17 protein-coding genes and 1 pseudogene are annotated in these 22,050 nt (G+C 70.8%); 8 read left to right on the forward strand and 10 right to left on the reverse strand.

Features of this window, described 5'->3' with window-relative positions; all coding sequences use genetic code 11:
- The first annotated feature begins 586 nt into the window (after nt 1-586).
- Complete coding sequence (locus JS756_RS26350; protein WP_205385702.1) at nt 587-997, forward strand: RidA family protein; 411 nt, start codon at nt 587-589, stop codon at nt 995-997.
- Nucleotides 998-1,125: 128 nt separating this feature from the next.
- Nucleotides 1,126-1,340 (forward strand): annotated as a pseudogene (locus tag JS756_RS37610) (NF041680 family putative transposase); the annotation flags it as partial.
- Between the two features lie 145 nt (nt 1,341-1,485).
- On the opposite strand, the gene JS756_RS26360 reads toward JS756_RS37610, so the two are convergent.
- A complete protein-coding gene (locus JS756_RS26360) occupies nt 1,486-2,181 on the reverse strand; it encodes an alpha/beta fold hydrolase (RefSeq protein ID WP_205385703.1) in 696 nt (231 codons plus the stop codon).
- A 900-nt stretch (nt 2,182-3,081) separates the two neighbouring features.
- Here JS756_RS26360 and JS756_RS26365 point away from each other — a divergent pair.
- The 3 genes from JS756_RS26365 to JS756_RS26375 all read left to right on the forward strand — a co-directional run bounded on the left by JS756_RS26365 (nt 3,082) and on the right by JS756_RS26375 (nt 4,864).
- Nucleotides 3,082-3,225, forward strand: a complete 144-nt coding sequence (locus JS756_RS26365) for a hypothetical protein (RefSeq protein ID WP_205385704.1) — start codon at nt 3,082-3,084, stop codon at nt 3,223-3,225.
- 65 nt (nt 3,226-3,290) lie between these two features.
- Nucleotides 3,291-3,908 (forward strand): cytochrome b N-terminal domain-containing protein, encoded by a 618-nt coding sequence (locus JS756_RS37855; RefSeq protein ID WP_205385705.1) that lies wholly within the window; start codon nt 3,291-3,293, stop codon nt 3,906-3,908.
- Nucleotides 3,905-4,864, forward strand: a complete 960-nt coding sequence (locus tag JS756_RS26375; RefSeq protein WP_205385706.1) for a hypothetical protein — start codon at nt 3,905-3,907, stop codon at nt 4,862-4,864. The genes JS756_RS37855 and JS756_RS26375 overlap by 4 nt, the downstream gene beginning before the upstream one ends.
- A 47-nt stretch (nt 4,865-4,911) precedes the next feature.
- Here the strand turns inward: JS756_RS26375 and JS756_RS26380 are convergent, their stop codons facing one another.
- The 7 genes from JS756_RS26380 to JS756_RS26410 all read right to left on the reverse strand — a co-directional run bounded on the left by JS756_RS26380 (nt 4,912) and on the right by JS756_RS26410 (nt 11,606).
- On the reverse strand, nt 4,912-5,211 hold the full coding sequence (locus tag JS756_RS26380; protein WP_205385707.1) for a hypothetical protein: 300 nt from the start codon (nt 5,209-5,211) through the stop codon (nt 4,912-4,914).
- A 110-nt stretch (nt 5,212-5,321) separates the two neighbouring features.
- A complete protein-coding gene (locus tag JS756_RS26385) occupies nt 5,322-6,284 on the reverse strand; it encodes a carbohydrate kinase family protein (RefSeq protein ID WP_205385708.1) in 963 nt (320 codons plus the stop codon).
- A 202-nt stretch (nt 6,285-6,486) separates the two neighbouring features.
- Nucleotides 6,487-7,476: a zinc-dependent alcohol dehydrogenase family protein gene (locus JS756_RS26390; RefSeq protein ID WP_205385709.1), complete on the reverse strand. Its 990-nt coding sequence runs from the start codon at nt 7,474-7,476 to the stop codon at nt 6,487-6,489.
- Nucleotides 7,473-8,357 (reverse strand): carbohydrate ABC transporter permease, encoded by an 885-nt coding sequence (locus JS756_RS26395; RefSeq protein ID WP_205385710.1) that lies wholly within the window; start codon nt 8,355-8,357, stop codon nt 7,473-7,475. Before JS756_RS26395 ends, JS756_RS26390 begins: the two co-directional genes overlap by 4 nt.
- Complete coding sequence (locus JS756_RS26400; RefSeq protein WP_205385711.1) at nt 8,354-9,313, reverse strand: carbohydrate ABC transporter permease; 960 nt, start codon at nt 9,311-9,313, stop codon at nt 8,354-8,356. Before JS756_RS26400 ends, JS756_RS26395 begins: the two co-directional genes overlap by 4 nt.
- A gap of 81 nt (nt 9,314-9,394) precedes the next feature.
- Complete coding sequence (locus JS756_RS26405; RefSeq protein WP_205385712.1) at nt 9,395-10,750, reverse strand: ABC transporter substrate-binding protein; 1,356 nt, start codon at nt 10,748-10,750, stop codon at nt 9,395-9,397.
- Between the two features lie 94 nt (nt 10,751-10,844).
- A complete protein-coding gene (locus tag JS756_RS26410) occupies nt 10,845-11,606 on the reverse strand; it encodes a DeoR/GlpR family DNA-binding transcription regulator (RefSeq protein ID WP_205385713.1) in 762 nt (253 codons plus the stop codon).
- A 1,028-nt stretch (nt 11,607-12,634) separates the two neighbouring features.
- On the opposite strand from JS756_RS26410, the gene JS756_RS26415 reads away from it, so the two are divergent.
- From JS756_RS26415 to JS756_RS26425, 3 genes are all read left to right on the forward strand, one after another.
- Nucleotides 12,635-13,606 carry a ferritin-like domain-containing protein gene (locus tag JS756_RS26415; RefSeq protein ID WP_307791082.1) on the forward strand — a complete coding sequence of 324 codons (972 nt, stop codon included), beginning with the start codon at nt 12,635-12,637 and terminating at the stop codon, nt 13,604-13,606.
- 423 nt (nt 13,607-14,029) lie between these two features.
- Nucleotides 14,030-15,400: an MmgE/PrpD family protein gene (locus JS756_RS26420; protein ID WP_205385715.1), complete on the forward strand. Its 1,371-nt coding sequence runs from the start codon at nt 14,030-14,032 to the stop codon at nt 15,398-15,400.
- A gap of 258 nt (nt 15,401-15,658) precedes the next feature.
- Complete coding sequence (locus JS756_RS26425) at nt 15,659-17,899, forward strand: FUSC family protein (RefSeq protein WP_240204400.1); 2,241 nt, start codon at nt 15,659-15,661, stop codon at nt 17,897-17,899.
- 513 nt (nt 17,900-18,412) lie between these two features.
- Here the strand turns inward: JS756_RS26425 and JS756_RS26430 are convergent.
- Together JS756_RS26430 and JS756_RS26435 are read right to left on the reverse strand one after the other, a co-directional pair.
- A complete protein-coding gene (locus tag JS756_RS26430; RefSeq protein ID WP_205385716.1) occupies nt 18,413-19,180 on the reverse strand; it encodes a SpoIIAA family protein in 768 nt (255 codons plus the stop codon).
- A 560-nt stretch (nt 19,181-19,740) separates the two neighbouring features.
- Nucleotides 19,741-22,038, reverse strand: a complete 2,298-nt coding sequence (locus JS756_RS26435) for a lantibiotic dehydratase (protein ID WP_205385717.1) — start codon at nt 22,036-22,038, stop codon at nt 19,741-19,743.
- Nucleotides 22,039-22,050: the final 12 nt, after the last annotated feature.

Below are 22,050 nucleotides of genomic sequence, written 5' to 3' on the forward strand. Positions count from 1 at the left end.
CCGGGTGGCCCCTGCGGTGCAAGGAGGGCTGGAGGCCACCATCCCCGCCTGGGGCGTGGACCGGGTACGGGCCTCTCGTCCCCGGCGGCGAGGCCGGGTGGCCCCTGCGGTGCAAGGAGGGCTGGAGAGAGTGCGGCATCGGTCTCGGCGGGCAGGGGGTCCGCCCCCCGGATCGGCCTGCGCCGAGGGCAGGTCCGCGCATCGGCCTGCCCGGTCACTCGCTCCAGCGGGAAACGGGAGTCTCGCGGCGGCCGGATCAGGGGTGCTCCCTTGTCGACCTCGTGGCAGCCGGCGCCCGGCCGTCCCCGGGGTTCGCACGCGCCGCCTGCCGGCTGCCCCCGGCCGGTCGTCAGGACGCGTCCGCGGCCGCCGTTCCGGCAGCCGGGCGATCACGTCCGTGCAACCCGCTGACGGAATTCCACCGTCAGGATGGTCCCGGTACCGACCCGCAGGACCACAGAGCCACGCACTCCTCGGTCATTGCGGGACGCCCCTCAGCTTGTTCCTTGGCCTCGCGCCGCGTCGGACGGTCGGCGGTGGGACAAATTTCGGTGCGTGTCGGGGGCAGACCGGTCAGACTCACGGCATGACAGCGAAGATCAGCCGCATCAACCCCGATCAGTTGCACGAGACACCGGGCTACCACCACATCACCGTGGTGGAGACCGGCCGAACGGCCTATCTTGCCGGGCAGTGCCCCCTCGACCCGGGCGGCTGTCTCGTCGGCCCGGGCTCCCTCACGGTGCAAGTCGATCAGGTGGTCGTGAACGCACTTGCTGCCCTTGCAGCGGTAGATGCTCAGCCGCAGCACGTGGTGCGTTCGGTGATCTACGTGCGGAGCCATGACAGGGAGGACCTGGGCCTGGCCTGGAACCGGCTCACCACTTCCGCCCTCGGACCGGCTTTCACGTCCGCCAGCACGCTCTTGGGGGTTGCACAGCTGGGCTTCGCAGGGCAGCTGGTCGAGGTGGACCTCACCGTCGCGCTGCCCGACTGAGCGGCCTCACGCCTCGAACAGCGCCTCGAACTGCTTCGCCCACATGGTCATGTGCCGGACGCCGAGGCGGCCTCCGTCTGATCAGGTGTTCCGACCAAGGTGCACTGACCACGACGCAGGCCGTGAGGGTGAGTCTGCTGCCTGAAGCCACTGTGGGTGAGGCGTCGCGGAAGCGTCACGCTTTCGGGACGAGTTGTACGCGTGTCCGACCGTGCGGGGCGACGAGCTGCTCGAGCTGTCGGATGCCGTGTCGTGTGCGCCGGGTGCAGTGCACTCGGCGGTGGAGCTGACGCTGCTGCCCGAGCACCGGCGCGGGCACGGCGCGATGTACGCCCTGACCAACACCAGGCCGCCGACCGATGGACCTGGCTGATCATCTCCGCATGCACCCAGCTGCGACTCGCCTGCCTGAGTCCGACGGACGTTACGGAACCTCCGCAGCGACGGAAGGGCCAGAGAACAAGCTCAGGCCGTGTGCGGGAAGTGGATCAAGCGCTCCCGGCGAGTTCGACGAGGTGCCGGGCTGTGCCGGCGGGATCGACGATCTGATGGAGGTGTGCGCCGGGCAGGTGGGCCGTACGCCAGCCACGTTCGCGCGCATCGACGGCAAGGACGTCGTACGGAGGGCCGAACAGCAGGTAGGAGCATGGGTGGTCGTCCCAGCCCTCGGGGACCGGGATGCGCTGTTCGTAGTAGGACAGCGGCAGGGTCGGCTGCTCCGCGACGACGGTCTGTCGCACCACCGGATCGGAGAACATGGGCGCGACGTCTGCCTCGTCCCACCAATCGGTCCAGCGCGGCAGCCTTCCGTTCACAGCCATCGGGCGGAGGAGATCCAGCACCTCGGGTGAGGCGACAGGGGTCGGCCCGACCCGGGCCGGAAGCGCAGCGTCGACGAAGATCGAGCCGGTCACCGGATGGTCGAGGGCCGAGCGGATCGCCGGGACGAACAACCCTGCATTGCTGTGTGCGACCAATGTGAGGGGGCTCCCGGGCGGGACCTGCCGAAGGTCGTCGCGGACGGTGGCGACGATGCGGGGCCAGAAGGGCGGAGCGCCGGCGCCCACGTGCAGCAGGGACGGCACGCGTACCAGATGTCCCGCCGCCGTCAGGTGTTCGGCCACAGGGTGCCAGGTCGAGGGGCCTACAGACGGACTGTGTACGAGAACGAAGATCGGCTGCATGCGACGATCCTGTCGCCTGTGCCGTCGAAGCGGCGACCGTGTCGGCCGACAGCAGAACGCCGGGCTTCGAGGAGGCGTCACGGGCCGCCGTTCAGGGTGCCGCACCCACCGGGATCCGCGCCGTACGGGGACCGGCCGCCTGCGGCTCGGCCGGATCGCGGACGCCTCCCCTGGTCAGCGGTTGCGCGAGGCGCGTACCACGGGCAGCCCATCAGCGCGGCCTTCGCCCGGGTGCCGTTGCGCCGTCGAGCTGGTGCGGCGACGGGCTGGACGGCGGGACGTGGAAGACCGGTGGTGGGGCCGAGAGCCGACCGAGGGCCGGAGCGCGGGAGCCCCAGCATCTGTCGGCGCCTCATGCCGTTCCGCTGCCCGTGCGACGCGACCCTCGCCTCATGCGGTCATTCCATGAGGGCCTGCAGCGCCTGCATGCAGGGCAGACAGTGCTGGTCCGTGGGTTCCTGCCCGCTGGGCTCCTCAAGCTTGTGCAGCCCGCACAGCGTGGATGTCTTGTCCACGGTCAGGACGTGCCATGCCTGTTGCCCGGACGGACCTGCGCCGCACCACATTTCACGCATCCTGGTCCCTTCTGGGGTCGACACGGATGGCTTCCATCCGAGCACGGTCCACGCGAGAACGCTTCACGAGGTGAGGCACTCGGGTGCCGGCGTGCGGGCCGGCGCGGCGAGTGCCGCCGCGCACCGTGCCCTCGGGACGATGGACTCACCGCTGATCACGACGTTCCCGCCAGAGGGTTGCGGTCTGTGCCGTATGGCGGAGCCGCAGCGGGCGTGGACCGGATTCCGCCGGTAGGACTCGGAAGAGTGACGGCCTTACCGAGACTGGGCGGTGGTTTCGATGGCGAACGGATGGACGCGTCCAGGACATGCCTGGGCGGCGCCCGTGGATCTCGATGGAACCGGGTACTACCTCCACTGGGGTGTCCTGCAGATCTCCGCTGCGAACGCCGTGGTCATCGTTGTGATGCTGATCGTCTTCGTGCTGGCGCTGCTCCTGCCCTTCCCCCACGGCCGGCGGCGCCGATGAGCGGCGCGGCAGAAGACCGGCCGAGCGGCTCGGGAGGTGTCCCCGCGGGTGGATGGACGGGCGCTGTGCAGCGGCGCGCCGTACGCGCGTTGCCGCCGGACACGTTGCTGCCCACCGCGCAGCCGGAGTACGTGGCCTCGTGGATCTACGTGTTCGGGGTCCTCACCCTGTCGAGTCTGGTGGTCGTCGTCACCACGGGATGCGTTCTGGCGCTCTTCGGGCCTGCGTGGTGGCACGTCTCGGATGCGGGCAGGTACGTCAACAGTCTTCACCTGTGGAGTGTCGAACTGTTCATGTTCTTCATGGTCGTCCATCTGTGGGGCAAGTTCTTCATGGCCGCCTGGCGCGGTCGCCGGGCGCTGACCTGGATCACCGGAGCCGTCGTCTTCCTCGCCTCGATCGGCGCCGCCTTCACCGGCTACCTGGTGCAGCAGAACTTCGACTCGCAGTGGATCGCGGACCAGGCCAAGGACGGCCTGAACTCGGTGGGCATCGGCGCCTGGTTCAACGTGCTGGACTTCGGGCAGATGTTCATGTGGCATGTCGTGCTGCTGCCCCTGGCCGTGGTGGTCCTCGCGGTCTGGCACATGCTCCTGGTGCGCCTGCGCGGCGTGGTGCCGCCCATCGGCGCCACCACGGCCGACGACGCGCCCGGCGCCGGCAGATCGCAGGAGCCCGCATGAGGGGACGCAAGATCGGTCGTGAGCCGGTGCCCGACCCCGGTTCCTTCCCGCAACGGCCGTACGACCTGGTCAAGGAGTTCACCCTCGCCCTGGTGGCGGCCGTCGTGCTGACGGTCGGGCTCGCGGCGCTCTTCTCCTCACCCGACGAAACCCCGATCACCCTGGCCCGTTGGGCGAGGGCCGCGCCCGACGACTTCACCGCCACCGCCGTCGCCGAACTGGCCGCCACCAGCGGCACCGCACAGTACGGCCCCCCGTACACCACCACGCCCGGTGCCGAACAGAAGATCGGTCCGGTGAGCCTCCAACGCGCGGCCGGCGTGACCATCCCGATCGACACGGCACGCGACTTCGTGCTCCGCCCGCTCACCGCCGCGCCGGAGCCCGCTTCCGTGTCCGACGGCCTGACCGCGTGGCGCACCGCGCCCGTCCGCCGACAACAGCAATGGGCCGCCGCGTACGCCGACGCGCTCGACGAGGCCGGAGGCGATCCAACCCGCGTCCAGCCCGGTGACTACGGCCCCGTCCCGGTGCTGACCTCCCGGCTGCTGGAACTCGCGAAGGCGGGCGCACTCGACGGCGAACTGCTGGCCGCCGGGCACTTCTACCAGACGGACTACACCGAACCTCTGCTGTTCCTGGGCGACGGCTCGTACCTCGAGGACCAGGCCCGGGCCCGGCACCTGGCCGGTGACCAGTGGGGCATGATGAACGAGACCGGCAACTACCCCGGCCAGCCCTGGCTCTGGCTGTACACGCTGTGGTACCAGATCGAGCCGTTCAGCAGCTCGGGCAACGCCGACGCCCTCGTCTGGGGCCTGATGGCGCTGCTCACCCTCGCCTTCGTCCTGGTGCCCTTCATCCCGGGCATCAGGTCGATCCCACGCTGGAGTCGCGTCTACCGACTCGTCTGGCGCGACCACTACCGCTCCCATCGCACGGCACGGCGTCACTGACCGAACGGGCCGCGACCCCGCGGGCGCCCGGGTGGGAGCGCCGGAAGTCATTCGGTCGGAATGGTCCGTCCGAGGCCCGGCGGGTGGCCGCAGAGGTGTGCGATGTGCCGAGTGGCGTTCATGAGTTCGTTCATGCTCGTCTCGTCGGCGTCCGAGATCTCGTCGAGCCGCTTCGCGTCGGCCGACAGGTCCTCGGTGCCCTCGTAGCGTTCGGCTGCGTCCGCGAGATTGCCCGCGCCCAGAACACCGGGTCGCTGCTCATGTGCCCAACGAGCACATGAGAGCAGCAGGAAGTCGCTCGCAATGCGGCAACTGCTGCTTGACGACAGCCGAGTTCGCCCTGGCACGGGGCTGGGCGTCACGGACGCGCGGCGGCGCGACGCGGGACCGGCGGCGACGGGCCCTGGCCGGGCACTCCCGGCATGCCCGGTCAGGCCCGGCCCGACGCGCCTGACCGTCAGGAACAGCCGGCGGTCGCGGCTTCTGCCACCTGGTTCCGCCACGGCGGGTTGGGGCCTGCGACCGAACAGGTCAGGGCCGAGACCCGAGCGCCGAACCGGCAGGCCTCCGCGACGTCGGCGAGACCGAGACGGGCCAGTCGGCCACCGAGGAGTCCGCGGGCGTCGAGGTGGTGCAGCAGGCCGGCGGTGAAGGAGTCGCCCGCGGCGACCGTGTCGACGACCTGTGCGGTCACCGCGGGTATCCGCAGCCGTTCGCCGTCGAGCGAGGCCAGGGCGCCCTCCGCGCCGAGCGTGATCACGACGAGCCGTGCTCCCGCGGCATGCCAGGTGTCGCACGCCTGCTCGATCGGAGTGCCCGGCAGAAGCAGTCCCAGGTCGTCCTCGCTCAGGCGCAGGATGTCTGCGAGACCACACCACCGCGTCAACCGGCCCCGGTAGACATCGGGGTGCACCAGCTGCGGCCTCACGTTGGGATCGATGCTGATGGTGGTCTGCGGTGCGGCTGCCGCCAGGAACTCCTCCACCACCGTCCCGCCGGGCTCTCGGACCAGCGCCAATGACCCGCTGTGCAGACAGGCCGTCCCGGACAGGTCCACTCCGGCCAGTTCCTCCGGGGTCCACTGCCAGTCGGCCGTGTTCTGTGAGTGGAACGAGAACGTGGCCTGCCCGGTGACGTCCAGCTCCGCCACGGCCAGTGTGCTGGGCTCATCGGCGGTGACGGCGTACGACAGGTCGACGCCGGATGCCTCCAGATGGGCTCGGAACAGGCGGCCGAACACGTCGCCGGACAGACGTGCGAGGAAGCGTGCCGGCGTGCCGAGCCGGGCCAGTGCCACCGCCGTGTTCGCGGGTCCGCCGCCGGGCAGCACCCGCAGCGCGAGTTCGTTCACGGGGCTCGCCGCTTCGGGGAAGGCGTCCGCGACGCATTCGCCTAGAACGGTGATCCGATGCGGGCTCATGGACTGCTCTCCCTCGGTCGAGGCGCGAAGAGATCGGGACAAGGAGGCCGCCCGACCGGCTGCGCGGGCTGCGGCGGCTGGGTAACGCCACCGCTGGGTGACGGGGCCGGACCCGGGATTCACTCGGGTCCGGCCCCCGCCCGGCAGGTACGACCGGGGTGTGACCGCTGGGAGGGTGGCAAGGGCTGTGGCCGGGAGGAGGTCAGGGCAGCACGACGATCTTGCGTCCCTGGCCGGCGGCGAACCGGTCCAGTGCCTGCGGGTACTCCGCCAGCGGCATCCGGTGGCTGATGAAGACCTGCGGGTCGAGGACTCCGGTGGCGAAGAGTTCCGCCGCCCGTTCGTAGCTGTGCAGCACCGCCATGGAGCCGGTGATGGTGATCTCCTGGTTGTAGATGCGGTACGGGGAAATGGTGGCTGTCGTCGCGTAGTCGGAGACACCGAACTGCAGGAACGTCCCTGCCTTGGCGACTCGTTCCAGGCCGTCCTGGATGGCGGCGGCGTTGCCGGTCGCGTCGACCACCACGTCCCAGCCCGCGGGTCGCCCCAACTCGTCCGCGGACAGTGCCGTGTGGGAGCAGCCCAGCTTCTCGGCCGTCGCGAGTCGCTCCGGATTGACGTCGACGACGTCGACCGAGGAGGCACCGGTGCGTTTGGCCAGCTCCAGCATCATCAGGCCCATCGTTCCGCTGCCGTAGATCAGCACGTGGGAGCCGATCCTGCTGTTGAGCACGTCGTAGCCGCGTACGGCGCAGGACAGCGGCTCGATCAGGGCGGCGTCCTGGACGTCGACGTGGTCCGGCAGCCGTACGCAGTTGGCGACGGGCGCCACGGCGTACTCGGCGGCGCCGCCGGCCCGGGTGACGCCGATGGCCTGCCACCGGTCGCACAGGTTGTTGCGGCCCACGCGGCAGTAGCGGCACTCGTTGCAGTACAGCGAGGGGTCGACGGCGACCCGGTCACCGATCCTCAGTTCGGTGACCTCGCTGCCGAGGCCCACCACCTGCCCGGCGAACTCGTGGCCCGGTACGACCGGCAGGGTGGGGGCGAACTCGCCCTGGAGGATGTGCAGATCGGTTCCGCACAGTCCGCAGGCCGCCACCTCGACCACGACCTCGCGGGGCCCGGGTGTGGGGTCGGGCACCGTGGTGACGGCGACCTTGCCGGGGGCTTCGATGACAGCGGCTTTCACTTGACTGCTCCTAGGGACAGGCCGCGGACCAGTTTGTCCTGGGCTGCGAAACCGGCGATGAGGACCGGCAGGGAGACCAACGTGGCGGCGGCGCAGAGCCGGGCGAGGAAGAGGCCCTCGCTGGTGATGAACCCGACCAGGAAGACCGGTGCCGTCGACGCCTTGGTCGCGGTGAGGTTGACCGCGAACATGAACTCGTTCCAGCTGAAGATGAAGCAGATCAGCGAGGTGGCGGCCAGTCCCGGCATGGCGACCGGTGCGACGATCCGCCACAGCACGGTGGGCAGGTTGGCGCCGTCGACCTCGGCGGCCTCCAGGATCTCCTTGGGGACCTCGGCGAGGAACGACCGCATCATCCACACCGCGATCGGGAGGTTCATGGCGGTGTAGAGGATGCTCAGCGTCCACACGTTGTCCAGCATCCCGACGTCCTTGACGATCAGATACACCGGGAGCAGGGCCGCGATGGCCGGGAGGAACTTCGTGGACAGGAAGAAGAACATCACGTCGGTCCACTTCTCGACCGGCTTGATGGACAGCGCGTAGGCCGTCGGCACGGCCAGGGCGAGTACCAGCAGTGTCGAACTCACACTTGCCATGGCCGAGTTGAGGAGGAAGGGAGTGATGTCGCGGCTGAACAGCAGCTTGTACTGGTCGAAGGTGAGGGGTGCGAAGAGGGACGGCGGGTTGGTCGCCGCGTCCGCCTCCTGGTGGAAGGACGTCAGTGCCATCCACGCCACGGGTGCGAAGAACGCCAGTGTGGCGAGCCAGGCCGCGAACGTCCACGCGGGTGACAACCGGGACGCACCGTGCCGGTCGTCGCGTCGGCGGATGAGTTTCTTGAGCTTCGCGCCCGGGGCGGTGGCGGTCGCGTGAGTCATCGGGACACCTCCTCGCGGAACAGCGACGCGATGGTGCGCAGCGCGAAGGTCGCGATCACGATGGAGCCGAACACGACGACCACTCCGGCGGCCGCGGCCTGACCGTACTCGTACTTGCGGAACATGGTCAGGTAGATCTCGTAGGGCAGGTTGGTCGTCCGGGAGCCCGGTCCGCCCTGGGTGATGGTGTACACGGCGTCGAAGGTCTGGACGACGTAGATCGTGCCGAGCAGGCAGCCGAGCTCGATGTACTGCCGCAGGTGCGGCAACGTGATGTGGCGGAAGGTCGCCATGGCCGAGGCTCCGTCGACACGGGCCGCCTCCAGCACGTCACCGGGCTGCGCCTGCAGGCCGGCCAGCAGGATCAGCATCATGAACGGGGTCCACTGCCAGACCAGCGACACCACGACCGCCGGCATGGGGTAGGAGGACACCCAGTCGATCGTGGGTCCGTTGTCCGCGCCGAAGAGCCGGTAGACGGCGTTGAGGATGCCGTTGAGCAGTCCGTAGTCGGGGTTGTAGATGGCGTGCTTCCACAGCAGCGCCGCCGCGACCGGCATGACGAGGAACGGTGCGATGAGCATCGTCCGGGCGAGACCCCGGCCGATGAAGCGGCGGTCGAGGAGCAGCGCCAGGCCGAGGCCGAGGACCACGCTGACGAGCACCACCGAGGAGGTGAGCACGATGGTGTTGAGCACCGCTGTGCGCAGTCGCTCGTCGGTGAAGACGAACGCGAAGTTGGACAGGCCTGTGAAGCGCCTCTCGCCGGGCTTGAGGATGTTCCACTGGAAGGTCGAGATGACGAGCGTGGCCACGAAGGGCAGCTGCGTGACGACGATGGTGAAGACCAGCGCCGGCAGCAGCGGGAAGCGGCGCTTCCACTTGCTGACTCCGGTGGAGGCGCGCCTGAGGCCGGGCGGCGGGGCTGTCTTGGGTGGAGCACTGAGCGCGGTCATGATGGTTCCTCTGCCGATGACGGCCGGGGTGGGGGAAGCGGCGCCCGGCCGGGGACGGACCGGCCGGGCGGTTCGGGCGGGTCACTGGTAGTTCTTGGCGACGTCCTCGGCGAGCTTCTGGCCGTCGTTCAGTGCCTTGTCCACGCTGGTCTTGCCGGCGATGGCGGCGGAGATCTCCTGGGTGACCTTGGTTCCCAGGTCCTGGAACTCGGGGACGGCCACGTACTGGATGCCCACGGTCGGCCGGGGCTGGAGCCCCGGAGCGGCCGGGTCGGCCTGTTCGATGGACTTCAGGGTGATGTCACCGAACGACGCGGCGGCCTGCTGGTACGCCGGGATCTCGTAGGTGCTGGCCCGCTTCCCGGCCGGCACACGTGACCAGCCGAGCTTCTCACCGACGAGGTTCTCGTACTCCTTGCTGGAGGCCCACAGCATGAACTTCGAGGCGGCGTCGGCGTTCTTGGTGGTCTTGGGCATCGCCCACGCCCAGGACCACAGCCAGCCGCTGCTCTTGGTCCTGACGGTCGGCGCGTAGGCGTAGCCGACATGCCCGGCGATCTTGCTGGAGGCCGGGTCCTCCAGCGAACCGGCCGCGCTGGTCGCGTCGTACCACATCGCGACCTTCTTCTGGCTCATCGCGTTCAGGCACTCGGTGAAGCCGGCCTGTGCCGCCCCCGCCTCGCCGTGCTTCCTGACCAGGTCGACGTAGAAGTCCGTCGCCTCCTTGAACTCAGGACTGTCGACCTGGGCCTTCCAGTCCTGGGTGAACCAGGTGCCGCCGAAGGTGTTGACCACGGTCGTCAGCGATGCCCCGAGCTCGCCCCAGCCGGCCAGACCGCGCAGGCAGATGCCCCGCATCCCCGGCTCGGCGCCGTCGACCTCGGCCGCGATGTCCGCGATCTGCTGCCAGGTCGGGCGTTCGGGCACCGTGATGCCCTTCGCCTTCATGACGTCCTTGTTGTACATGAGCATGGAGGACTCGCCGTAGAACGGCAGGGCGTACAGCTTGCCGTCGGAGCCGGACAGGGATATCACCATCGGCTTGAGGAGGTCGGCCTTGTCGAAGCTCGCGTCCTTGTCGGCGTAGGAGCCGAGCTCGTGCAGCCAGCCGTTCTTCTCCCAGATGGGCACCTCGTAGGCGCCGATGGTGGCGACGTCGTACTGGCCGGCCTGCGTGGCGATGTCCTGGGTGACCTTGTCGCGCAGTTCGTTCTCGGGGAGGATCGTGAAGTTGACCTTGATGCCCGTGTCCTTCGTGAACGTGCTCTTCGTCAGCTTCGCGATGTCCTCCATCTGCGGATTGCCGACCATCAGCACATTGATGCTCTTGCCCCCGCCGCCGGTGCCCGAGGAGCCGCCCGCCCCGCTGCAGGCTGCCAGCAGCGAACCGGCGGCTGTGGCCGTGATGAGGACGTGGGTGATTCTTCGTGCACGCATGACTGACTCCAGGAGGTGTTTTCGAGGGCGTGGGGAACCAGGGCCCCGGACCGGCGAGGAGGGGGAAGGGGAGAAGGGGGGAAGGGACTGCGGCTCAGACCCGGACGACCTCCGGGCCCAGCAGTGAGTAGCGATGCGCTTCGGAGGCGGCGAGCCCGGTGTCGGTGACGATGGCCTCGAACTCGGTGACGTCCGCGAAGCGGCAGAAGCTCGCGGCGCCGAACTTCGTATGGACCCCCGAGAAGACCCGACGTCTGGAGCTTCTGACGACCTGGGCCTTCACCTCACTGACCGCGGGGTCAGGGGTGGTGAGTCCGTACTCGCGGGATATGCCGTTCGCACCGACGTACGCAAGGTCGATGACGAGGCCGGACAGCATGTGGACAGCCCAGTGGTCGACCGTGGCCAGCGTCCCGCCACGTACCCGGCCGCCGAGCAGCAGCACGGTGATGCTCTCGGCGGAGGCCAGGTCACCCGCGGCAGCCAGCGAGGACGTGACCACGGTCAGTGGCCGGTCGCGGGGCAGGGCGGCGGCGATGAGCTGGGGAGTGTAGCCCTCGTCGATGAACACGGTCTCGGCGTCCCCGAGCAGTTCGGCCGCGGCGGCCGCGATCCGGGACTTCTCGGGTACGTGCATGGTGGTACGGAAGGCGAGCGTGGTCTCGAAACCCGCGCTCTCCACGGGGTGAGCGCCGCCATGGGTTCGGCGGACCAGCCCGTGTTCCTCCAGCACGTTCAGATCACGACGCACCGTCTCCTTGGAGACCCCGAGGTCGGCGGCAAGCTTGCCGACGTCCACGGATCCGGCACGGCGTGCTGTTTCCAGGATTGCGCGTCTTCGCTCCTCGGCGACCACGGTGGCACCTCCGTTTCACGGCTCTGTGCGTCAGGCCCGCGCCAGCGGTTTCCGCAACCATGCCCGTTCGGGCTCCGGTGGCAAATTTCTACAATCCCTGTGCCCCTATGACCAGGTTCGTCGCAAGGCGGTCCATGACCGAATCTGCCCGTTCTCAGGAGCGCGGATCCCTTGGACAGTGCGGTGGAGGGCCCCATGGCGTGGGAGCCGCTGCCTGTTCACCGCCCCGGAGTGCCCGTTTGTTGCCCGCTTCCCGCATGCATCCGGACGCACGGCCGGCACTTCGGCACCCGGCCCCCGACGGTCGTGCCCGAGCGAGGGGGCCCGCTCCGGCGAAGCGTCCGCCTCCGTCGGGGCCGCGCGGCGCACCCGCCGGCGGCCGGTACTCGGTGGTCCTGCCCGGTCGGTACTCGGCGGTCCAGCCCGGCCCGCCGGTGCCACCGGTGAGCCGGTCGATCTCGCCGTGGGCGGACGTGACCCGCCGCGTCGGTGACCTCGATCACGTCGTCGTCGGCGTCGTGGGTGTGGGCCGTGGCACGGCCGAGCGGGTCGGCGATCACCAGCGGCCGCTTGATCGCGTCGTATGTCGTGGCGGCGGACGCACCGGCGGGCCCGGGCGCCCCGGCACAGGGCCGGGCCGCAACCGGAATCGGACCGCGCATCCCGATCACCTCGCGCCGTACGCGGCCGGGGCCGACGACCCCGTTGGCGAACGGTCCTGGACCGATGGTGTGAGAAGGCGCGTCGTGCGCTGCGGACACCGCGGAGAAGCCGGGCGGGGCTGCTAGCTTCGCGTATCTGGTTCTAGGGCGATGCCGGGATCACCGGCGGGTGCGGAGGCAGCCGTGGCGAGGGCGCATGGACATCCCGACGGATTCCCCGAGGAAGCAGCCGGTGTTCCCGTTCGGCGTCGCAGCCTCCTGGCGTCGGCTGCGTTGGCTGCGGCCGCACCGGTCTCCGTGGCCGCCTGTTCCCACGGCCCCGGAGGTTCGAAGCCCGAGCGGTACCCCCCACCGCGGCACGGGGCAGTGCCCCGACTGATCGCCGTCCCGGAGGCGCACCGCAACATCGACTGGCTCCGATCGGCCCTTCAGGCGGCCGTGGAGATCGAGTTCTCCACCCTCCCTCCCTACCTGTGCGGCTGGTGGTCGATCGAGAACCGGACGTGTCAGGCCGCTCGGCTGATCCGGCGCATCATCTCCGACGAGATGTACCACTTCGGGATCGTCTGCAATCTGCTGGCGGGGGTCGGGGGCCGACCGCGGATCAGAGAGTCGGCACCGGTCTACCCGGGGCCGTTGCCGGGCGGGGTGCATCCGGGGGTGGACGTGTACTTGTCGGGCCTGACCAGGGCACTGGTGCGGGACGTGATGATGGCCATCGAGGCACCTGCGGCTCCGCTGACCGACAGCGCTCGTGAACCCCTCAGCATCGGCCGCTTCTACGACGCCGTGCTGCAGGCGTTCCGGGTGGTGGCGCCCGATCTGTCCGTCGACCGGCAGATGCACGAACGCATCGACGAGGACACACTCACACCCGTCAAGACCCTTGAGGACGTCGAGCGCTCGATCGAGGTCATCAAGGATCAGGGGGAAGGCACCTCGGCCTCCCCGACCGATGGCCCGGGCGACGACCACGTGGCGCACTACTACGCCTTCGCCGAGATCTACCACGGCCGGCAAGTGCGTGAGACCGACGGCGAGTGGCAGTTCGCCGGAACGCCGATCCCCTTTCCCGACGCCCGGCCCATGTCCGTGGTCCCGGCGGGCGGCTGGGACGAGCCGCCCGCCGAAGCCCGGCGGCTCCTCGACGCCTTCGACAGCACGTACACCGCTGTTCTGGACGCGCTGGACACTGCGTGGGCGGAAGGCGACCCCCGCAGCCTGATGACCGCTGTGCGCCACATGCGCAGGCTGGAGGGTCCGGCCGTGGACCTGATGGAGATGCCCCTCGCCGGCACCGAGGAGACCTACGGACCCCAGTTCCGCCCCTTGGGATGACCCGCGCCGCCCCGCGGAGCCGCGCGGCTCGCCCGACCGCGACCCCGAGCCGACGCGCCTCAGCGGCGTCGCCGGCCGGGCCGCGGTACGAAGTCGCCTCGCCTGTCGTCACCCGGGGCGACCGTGGCCCCGGGCAGGACAGGTCAGGTCACCTGCCCGTCCGCCAAGAACCGGACGGCCTCCGCGAGACAATTCCCGGAAACCGCCCACCGCTTCATCACCGCCGGAAAGGCGGCCCATTTTCAGCCTTTTCACAAAACCCCGGAAATTGTGCCGCCGGAGCCACCCGACCCGTATCCCATCACCATGACACGCCCCGCGAAGGTAATCTGCCGCCATCTTCGGAAAACGGTTCCACACATGGTCGGCCCGTCCCGCCGGCCACTGGGTGCGACTTCCAGGGAAGGTCATTAGGCTGATGTCATGGCGGACTTGGAGAGCGAGCTGGCGCGGTACACGCAGCGCCTCGCCGACAAACGGCTCGGCGAAGAGGACCTCCACACGATCAAGCGCAGCGTCATCGACTCCTACGCGGGGATCTGCGCCTCGATGACCGACCGGAAACTCCTGGACCGATTCCGGCGCGTGACCGAGGGACCGGGGGCCGGGTCGGACAGCGCCGTCTGGGGCGTCGGACGGGAGTCGGGCATCGCGGACGCGGTCTTCCTCGACACCGTCCTGGCACGCCGCAGCGACCTGCTGAACACGTATGTCTCACCGAACGGCATGGGCGGGATCCACCCCTCCGACAACGTGGCACTCGCATGGGTCCTGGGTGACTGGCTGAAATGGAACGGTCACCAGTTCCTGAATTCGGTGAATCTCTTCTTCCATCTGTCGGCGCTGCTCGCCGACCACTACGACCCCGAGGAAAGCGGCTTCGACCACGATGCCGCCGCCCTTTTCTGGACTGCATTCGCCATCGGGCAGGCGCTCGGCCTTTCCGAGACCCAGCTGATCGAGGCGCAGCGCATCGCGGGCGGCTTCGGATACACGAGCAATCAGGCTGCGGTCGGGGAAGTGACCGACTGGAAGCACTGCACCTACGCCTCCTGCGCCGCACGGGGCCTGGAGGCCGCCAGACTGGCGCGAGCCGGATTCACGGGGGCACAGCGCATCTACCAGGGTGAGTTCGGCGCGGATCATTTCTTCAGGCACCGTGGGACGGCGCTCGACGGCGAGCCCGACCTCACCCGGATCATCTTCAAGAGATGGCCGGCGCTCTTCTACTGTCAGACCCCGATCGACGTCGCGCTGGAGCTGTCCTCCGGATTCGACGGAGCCGACGACATCCGCGCGGTGACGGTGGAGACCTACGGCAGGGCGATACGGAACGGCGCCACCGCTTCGGCCTCCCACCCCGTCAGCCGTGCGGGTCGCACCCCTTCGCTCCCCTACTGCGTGGCCACGGCACTGCTCAAGCCCGTCGAATACAGCGACTTCGAGGCCGAGCGGGCCCGGGATCCGCAGCTTCGGCAGCTGATGGAGAAGATCGACGTGCGGGAGGACGCAGCGATGACTCGGAAGTTCCCTCCGATGACGCCGTGCAGAATCTCTGTGACGCTCCGCGACGGCGACGTCGTACGTGGCGAGCGGGACTTCTCACGGGGCGACCCGCACGACCCGCTGTCCGACGACGACGTCTCGGACAAGTTGCGCGCGAACCTCTCCCCTGTGGCGCCACCGACGGACCGCGGCGAGATCCTCGCCGATCTGTGGGGCCTGGAGCGGCTCGAGGACCTGTCGCCCCTGCTGACGCCGTTGAAGCAGGACCTGGCGACGACAGGGCCGTAGGGGGCCGGTCGGGTAGAGGGTCCACGGCACCATGGCCATCGCTGTCGCCACCGTCGGGGGTCCCGTGGACCCGGCGTCCCACGGCACGGCCTGCTGTATCTGTCCGCCCCCCGGTCCGCGTGCATCGTCCGTACGGGCTCCGCAGCGATCGCCGCGACGCCGAACGGAACGCGGACCCGTGGGCACCTCGGTGAGCCGGTACCGGGACGCGGGGGCACCGGGCGCAGGCGACCTTGGAAGACGGCAGAGGAACTGATCATGGGCTCTGGGACGGGTACCGGCGGTACCACCCGCGCGCGTTCGCGCACGGCATCGCACCTGCGCCGGCTCGTCACCGACATGCGGTACGGCACGTCCGCCTCCGCGTACGCGGGCAGGCGCGCCGTTCGGGTGACGCTGGCAGCCGTCTCCGCCTTCTACGTGAGCCTCTACGGCCTGCACCAACCCGTCACGGCCACCTACGGCCTGTTCGCGGTGGTGGCGATGGCCGGGCTCTCCCGCATTCCCGGTACCGGGCGACAGCGCGCCGTCGTCATTGCCCGGCTCCTGCCGGTCGGCTGGCTTCTCGTCACCGCCGGGACGCTGCTTGCCGTACACACCTGGACCGCGACGGCGGGGATCCTCGTGATCGGCTTCCTGATCGCGTACTCGGCGGTGACCGGTCCACGGCCGGCCGGTGCGGCTCCGGGCCTGCAACTGCTGTACATCCTGCCGTGCTTCCCTCCGTACGCGCCGCAGACGCTGGACGAACGTCTGGGCGGGATGACGTTCGGCGTCCTGCTGCTCGTGCTCGCCGAGAGTCTGCTGCTGCCCGACCCGCCCAGCACCTCCTATCGCGACCTGTCCGCGGACGCGGCCATGACCGCTGCACGCTGCGCAACCGAACTGACGCGGCCGCCATGGACGCTGTCGAGCGAGGCGGACGCGGCGGCGAGGTCTGCCGGTGAGGCACTGCGGCCGTCCGAGGTGCCGGAGTCGGAGCGGCCGGCCGGACCGGGACCGCGGGAGCGAGCGCTCGCCCACACCGGCATGGCCGCCCGCGTCCTGCTGGCCCGCCTGCAGGAGGCTCCGGGAACGGGTCCGCAGGGCCCCCGCTCCGAGACCCTTGCGCTTCTGCACGAGGTGGCGGCGTCGGCCAGGAGGACGACCGCTGCGTTGCGTACCGGCCGCCCGGCCGGCCCCGGACAGCTCGGGGAAGCCCTGGCGGTCTACCAGCGGCGACGCACGGTGGCGCCGCGCCGAAAGACGAACGGGGAGACGAACGGGGAAACACCCGAGACCGTCGACCGCGTCATGTACCGCCAGGCGATGCTCATCGAAACCGCCCACGCCGGGGTGACCCTGGCGGCCGCGGCGGACCTCGCGCTGGGCCGGCTCCCGGAGCCCGCGGAAACCCGGGACGGCGGCTTCTGGTACGCGGGGCAGGGCGCGGCGCGTCTGTGGGGGCATCGGCTCCGGGCGCATCTGAGCCCCCACTCGGTGTACTTCCAGAACGCCGTACGCATCAGCCTGGCACTGGCGGCCGCTCGCGCCGTGGCCGGGCTCGGCTCTCTTCCCCACGGTTTCTGGGCCATGCTGGCCGTTCTCACCCTGACCCGCACCACGGCCGCGCAGACCGGGGCAATCGTGGGCCGGGCTCTCGTCGGTACCCTGCTGGGCGCACTGGTCGCCGCCGCGATGCTGGTGCTCGTCAGTGGAAACACGGCGGCCTATGCCGTGGCACTGCCGGTGATCATGCTGGCCACGTTCTGGTTCGGGCCCACCCACGGCGTGGGATGGGCGCAGGGCCTGTTCACCCTGGTCGTCTCCCTCGTCTTCGCCCAGCTCGCGCCCTCCACGTGGCAGCTGGCCGAGGTCCGCTTCCTCGACGTTCTCATCGGCAGCTCGATCGGTCTGGTCTTCGGGCTGCTGGCCTGGCCCCGAGGTGCCCAGATGGAACTCCGCCGGGACGTCGCCGCCCTTCTTCGCGCCATCGGCTCGACCGTCACCTCGACCGTGTCGTCCCTCACGCACGGTGCGGCCGAGGAACGGAACAGCCTGCTGCCCCTGCGGCGCGCCCTGACACTCGCGGAATCGTCCTTCGCGCAGTTCCAGAGCGAGCCGCAGCGACCCGGCACTGCGGCCGTGGACTGGCATGCGGCGCTGATAGCCGGACATCACGCCCTGCGCGGGGCCCGGCGCCTGCTGGCCGAGGGGCCCCCGACCGAGACCCCGTCGCCCGCGCCCGCGTGGCAGAGGGGGCTCGACACGGACGGCGACGTCCTGGCCGAGCGCTACGCCATGGTCGGCGGGCTCCTGGAGGGCGCAAGGCCGCCACCGTCCCGGACCCGACCCCCGGTCCCCGGAGAGACCTCCGACGGCAGACCGCAGGGACTCCCCGCCTCGCCGCTCTACTACGACGCCGAGGCATGGCTGACGTCGCTCTCGGCCGATCTGGACCACGTCGCCGCGACCGCCGCCGCGGCCAGCTCGTCCTCGGAGGCGGTGCACGGGCCGTGACCGGCTCGGCTCCCCTCACCCGGCGCGCCGACCGGACGACACCGGACGACAGGGGAGAGCCGGGGGCCTCCGTGACCGCCGCCCCGCGGGCCACCGCAACCCGGCCACTTCTTCGCCGTGGGCGCGCGGGGAGCCGACGCGGCGCCTCCACGACGTCGCAGGGCCCGGCCGACCACCAGGTGGTCCGGTGACCCGCCCGGGTCCCCAGGCGGTGCGCGGTCACGCCGTGACGAGTCGGCCGGACGGAGCGTGCAGTTCGCGTACGCCGCCGCCCGTGCCTGCGGCGCAGCGGCCACGGAGAGCGAACGCGCCGGTGGCTGCGCACTGTTCGCGCCGGGCGCCGGTCCGGCGGAGGCGAGGTTGATCAGACACGGGTCGGGCCGACTCCACGGAGCCGGACGGGTGCGTGCGCGTCGCCGGCAGGCGGTGCACCGTCAGGACAGACCGCGCGACATGTCCCCGGCACCGGTGCGTCGGGCCCCGTCGCGCAGGCACGGGGCCCATGCGGCCGTGTCATTCGGCGTCGGCCGGAGGGCGGTCGGTCGGGCTCGCCGCCCAGGCCACCGCTTGGTCGAGCTCGTCGTGTCCGAACCGCCGCACTTCCGCGTGGGCGAAGTGGTTCGCGAGACGGGGCGCGAGGTCGGCGAGCCTGCTGTCGGCCGCCAAGGCCACCCTCCTGACCTCGCGATGATGGTCGCGGACGAAACGCGCGTGCCGGAGCAGGCTTCCGACGTTCTCCCAGCCGGGGAACTCGCGGGCGTGGATCACCACGCCCGGCAGGTCGTCGTGGGTCGCGAGCCAGCTGTCCGCGGTCTGGCTCAGTGCTTCGAAGTCCTGGACGCGCAGGGGCTGTTCGACCTCGATCACCAGGACCTGGGAGTCGGGGACCAGCCGGTGCGACACTCCTGGCCCCTCGGGCAGCGAGGCGAGCCAGCGGAGGGCCTCCTCGCGTTCCCGGGTCCCGAAGACGCGCACCGGGCAGGGCATCAGGAAGCCCGCGAGCCGGGTCGGCTCGCGGATCCAGCCGATGTCGCTGACGACGGCGCAGCCCTCGAACTGCCGCACGGCACCGAGCCCGACCTTGAAGTCCTCCCACCCCGCTCCCGGGGTGAACGAACGGAATTCCGTGCCGAACTCGTACAGGAACCGGATGCGGCGGCCCTCTTTGCGGGCGTCGTCGAGGAGTGGCTCGATCACCGCCGTGTAGTCGTCCTTCGAGACCGTGCCGGTCGCCTTCACCGCGTCGATCCCCGGGGGCACGTCGTGGAGTCGTTCGAGCATGTGCCGTTCCTCTCCCCGGCGCCGGCGGGATGCGGGGCTTCGGCCGGGGGCGCGAGGGTGAGGAGTCGGGAACAGACGCGGGGCCCTCGCGCAGCCGCCCCTCTGCGCCGCCGGAGGCCGACTCGCATCAGGACTCTTGCGCTCTCTCCCATGATGCCGAGCCGCGGCGATCTCCGCGACCGCGTACGGGCCCGTCCGAACCGGCGGATGCGTGACCGCTGAAGAGGGCGCGCGGGGTCCGTGCCCTCCTCACCTGCTGCGATGCCGGTCGGGCGGCCGGGACCCTCTCGTCCCGGGGGATGCCCTGCCGCCCCCTGCAAGGAGGGTCGGCCGCCTGCCACTCGACGATCGACCGACTGTTGTCCATCGGCCGGCGGACGGGCGGCGGCCGGCGGACGGCCGGCTGGCGCGCGGCGGGCGGGCGACCGGCGGACGGCAGACCCGGACGGACGGCAGGCCGTCGGCCGCACCCGCCGCCGTCCTCCTCCCCTTGTGCCATTGCCCTCACCCGGCCGCCGGATGAGGGCGCGGCGGCACCCGCGCCGGGGCATCGGGCGGTCTCAGCGGTCCGGGGCCGTGTCGTGGGCCACGAACCTCAGCTCCGCGGTGTAGCGACGGCCCCGGTCGTCGCTGAGCCAGGTCTGCTCCGGCGTCGGGAGCATCTCGGTGATCGTGACGGCGGCCTCCGGGTCCTTGCGGGCCAGGCGGCGCAGGGCCTTGGCGAGGATGGTGACGTAGACGGGGCTGTCGAAGTCGACGTAGAAGGGGCGGGACTCGGTCGGGGAGACGACGAACACGTAGCGGGGCAGGCCCAGTCCGGTGCGCCAGTGGCGGGCCCGGACGAAACGCCGGGCCTCGTCCTTGTCGACGGCGAACCGCGCGCCCGCCACGGGCGGCCGCCAGGTCTCCCGCGCGATCACCAGTCGGTCCACCGTGACCCGGGGGGTGTGGTCCACGGGCGGCAGGATGCGGACGAGGTCCATCGCCAGCGTCGTGAGGACGTGGGAGAACACGTCGACCGCAGGGAAGCGTGAGCCGTCGGGGAGCCGTACGACGAGGTCGCCGCCGTGCTCCTCGACCGTCGCGTCGGCGCTGCGCACGACCCGCGGGCGGGCCGGGTCGGCGGTGAAATCGGCCAGGGCCACCTGGTGGTCATGGGGCCGTACGAGCGTATGGCGGACCCGAGCCGACAGGCGTGCCCGGTGCTCCTTGGGAATGAGGGGCATCAGGCGCGGGCCCGGATGGTCGCGGTCGGTCAGCCGGAACAACTCGGACACGTCCGGGTGCTGGTGGGTGAACAGGGAGGCACCCAACGTGTTGGAGGCGACGTGGAGTTCACCGAGCACGGCGGTGAACTCGCCGCGTGCCACGGCCTCCGGCCCGTCGGCGGCGATCATCACGTCCGGACTCAGGTATCGGGCCGCCGTCCAGCCGCCGGCCCGGTCGCCGAACTCCGCCCGCACGACCGACTCGATGTCCGCCGACCGTACGGCGACCCGGTCGGCCGGGACGGCGGGCCGTGCTCCCGTCAGGATGCGCTGCCAGCGTGCGGCGAACTCCCCCTGGAGTGCGGTGGCGGTGTCGCGCCCGGTGCCGTGCAGCACCGGCAGGCACGCGAACCAGAACGACGCCAGGTCGACCGGGCCCTCGGCGGCGAGGCGGTCGTACACGTGGCGTGTCTCGGCGGTGACCGTCGCGGCGAGCGCGGAGGTGAGCCAGCCGGCGCTGTCCATCAGCAGCCGCAGCGGGCGCACGGCGTCGAGCACGGCCGGGCCGAGCCGGACGGTGGCGGACCGGCGGGTGTCCGCGTACACCAGTGCCCGGCAGGGTGCCGTCGACTCGGACTTCTCGCGCACGGCGGCCGTGGCGGTGAGGTCGGTGAACTCCCGCTCCAATGCTCCCATCGCCTCGACCAGCGCGTCGGCGTCCCGAGCCGCCGCCACCCGCGCGCGGCCCCGCTCCAGCCGGTCCAGTGCCTCCAGACCCCGCCGGCGCGGCCCGGGCTCGCCGACGGTTTCCAGCCAGCCCCGCAGCGCCCGGTCCGGGTGGGTGCCGGCGGGAACCTCCAGACGCCGGACGACCCAGCGACGGGCCGCCAGGTCCGCGAGCACGGTGGGCACGTCGATGCCGGGCAGTTCCTCCGCGATCCTCCGGGCGGGCCGGACGCCGTCGCAGCGGGCGAGGACGGCCGCCGTTTCGGTGGATACGGTCGCCGGGCGCCGGCCCGGTACCCGGACCTGGTTGCCGTCCACAGCGACGAAGGGCACCCGGCGCGGGGCGATCCACCCGCGCAGGTCGGGGTCGGCGTCCAGGGTCCGGGCCAGGGCGTCGAGGCCCCAGCTCGCCCAGTACACGGTCGACGCCTCGGTCAGCCCGCTGCCGGGATCGACGGCGAGGCCCTCCACGGCCGGGTCCCAACTCCCCCATCCGACGGGGCCGAAGAAGCCGATGGTGTCGTTCTTGACGCAGAACCGCTGCCAGTAGTGCGCGACGAGTTCCTCCCGCTGACGGGGCATGCTGCTGCGGCTGTCGGCGCTCGGGGTCCAGCGCAGGAACGGCGCGATGCCGGAGGTGAGCACCGGGCGGTTCTGCCAGGTGACCGCCTCCCGGAAGGCGGGTGTGCGGGCGATGTCCTGGAGGGTGTGGGCGGTCTCCACGGCGGCGTCCGCGAAGAGCCGTGCGAAGTCGGTCCAGCGGTCGCCGTCGAGGGCGTCCTCCGCGGCGAACTTGTCGGCTGCCTGCGCCAGTCCGGAGGGGGCCAGGCGCAGCACGCCGTCGGCGGGAAAGCCCGGCCCGCGCAGGGCGAACTGCTCCCACAGCCGCCAGCGGCCGAGGGACGGCACGAGGTCTTCGGTCATGGCACGGCTCTC

The organism is Streptomyces actuosus (assembly GCF_016921115.1).
In the GTDB taxonomy this organism is placed as follows: Bacteria; Actinomycetota; Actinomycetes; order Streptomycetales; family Streptomycetaceae; genus Streptomyces; species Streptomyces actuosus_A.

Coding starts and splice junctions, on each gene's coding strand:
- JS756_RS26350 (WP_205385702.1), top strand. CDS start 587: ATGACAGCGAAGATCAGCCGCATCAACCCCGATCAGTTGCACGAGACA.
- JS756_RS26360 (WP_205385703.1), bottom strand. CDS start 2,181: ATGCAGCCGATCTTCGTTCTCGTACACAGTCCGTCTGTAGGCCCCTCG.
- JS756_RS26375 (WP_205385706.1), top strand. CDS start 3,905: ATGAGGGGACGCAAGATCGGTCGTGAGCCGGTGCCCGACCCCGGTTCC.
- JS756_RS26385 (WP_205385708.1), bottom strand. CDS start 6,284: ATGAGCCCGCATCGGATCACCGTTCTAGGCGAATGCGTCGCGGACGCC.
- JS756_RS26395 (WP_205385710.1), bottom strand. CDS start 8,357: ATGACTCACGCGACCGCCACCGCCCCGGGCGCGAAGCTCAAGAAACTC.
- JS756_RS26400 (WP_205385711.1), bottom strand. CDS start 9,313: ATGACCGCGCTCAGTGCTCCACCCAAGACAGCCCCGCCGCCCGGCCTC.
- JS756_RS26405 (WP_205385712.1), bottom strand. CDS start 10,750: ATGCGTGCACGAAGAATCACCCACGTCCTCATCACGGCCACAGCCGCC.
- JS756_RS26420 (WP_205385715.1), top strand. CDS start 14,030: ATGGCGGACTTGGAGAGCGAGCTGGCGCGGTACACGCAGCGCCTCGCC.
- JS756_RS26425 (WP_240204400.1), top strand. CDS start 15,659: ATGGGCTCTGGGACGGGTACCGGCGGTACCACCCGCGCGCGTTCGCGC.
- JS756_RS26430 (WP_205385716.1), bottom strand. CDS start 19,180: ATGCTCGAACGACTCCACGACGTGCCCCCGGGGATCGACGCGGTGAAG.
- JS756_RS26435 (WP_205385717.1), bottom strand. CDS start 22,038: ATGACCGAAGACCTCGTGCCGTCCCTCGGCCGCTGGCGGCTGTGGGAG.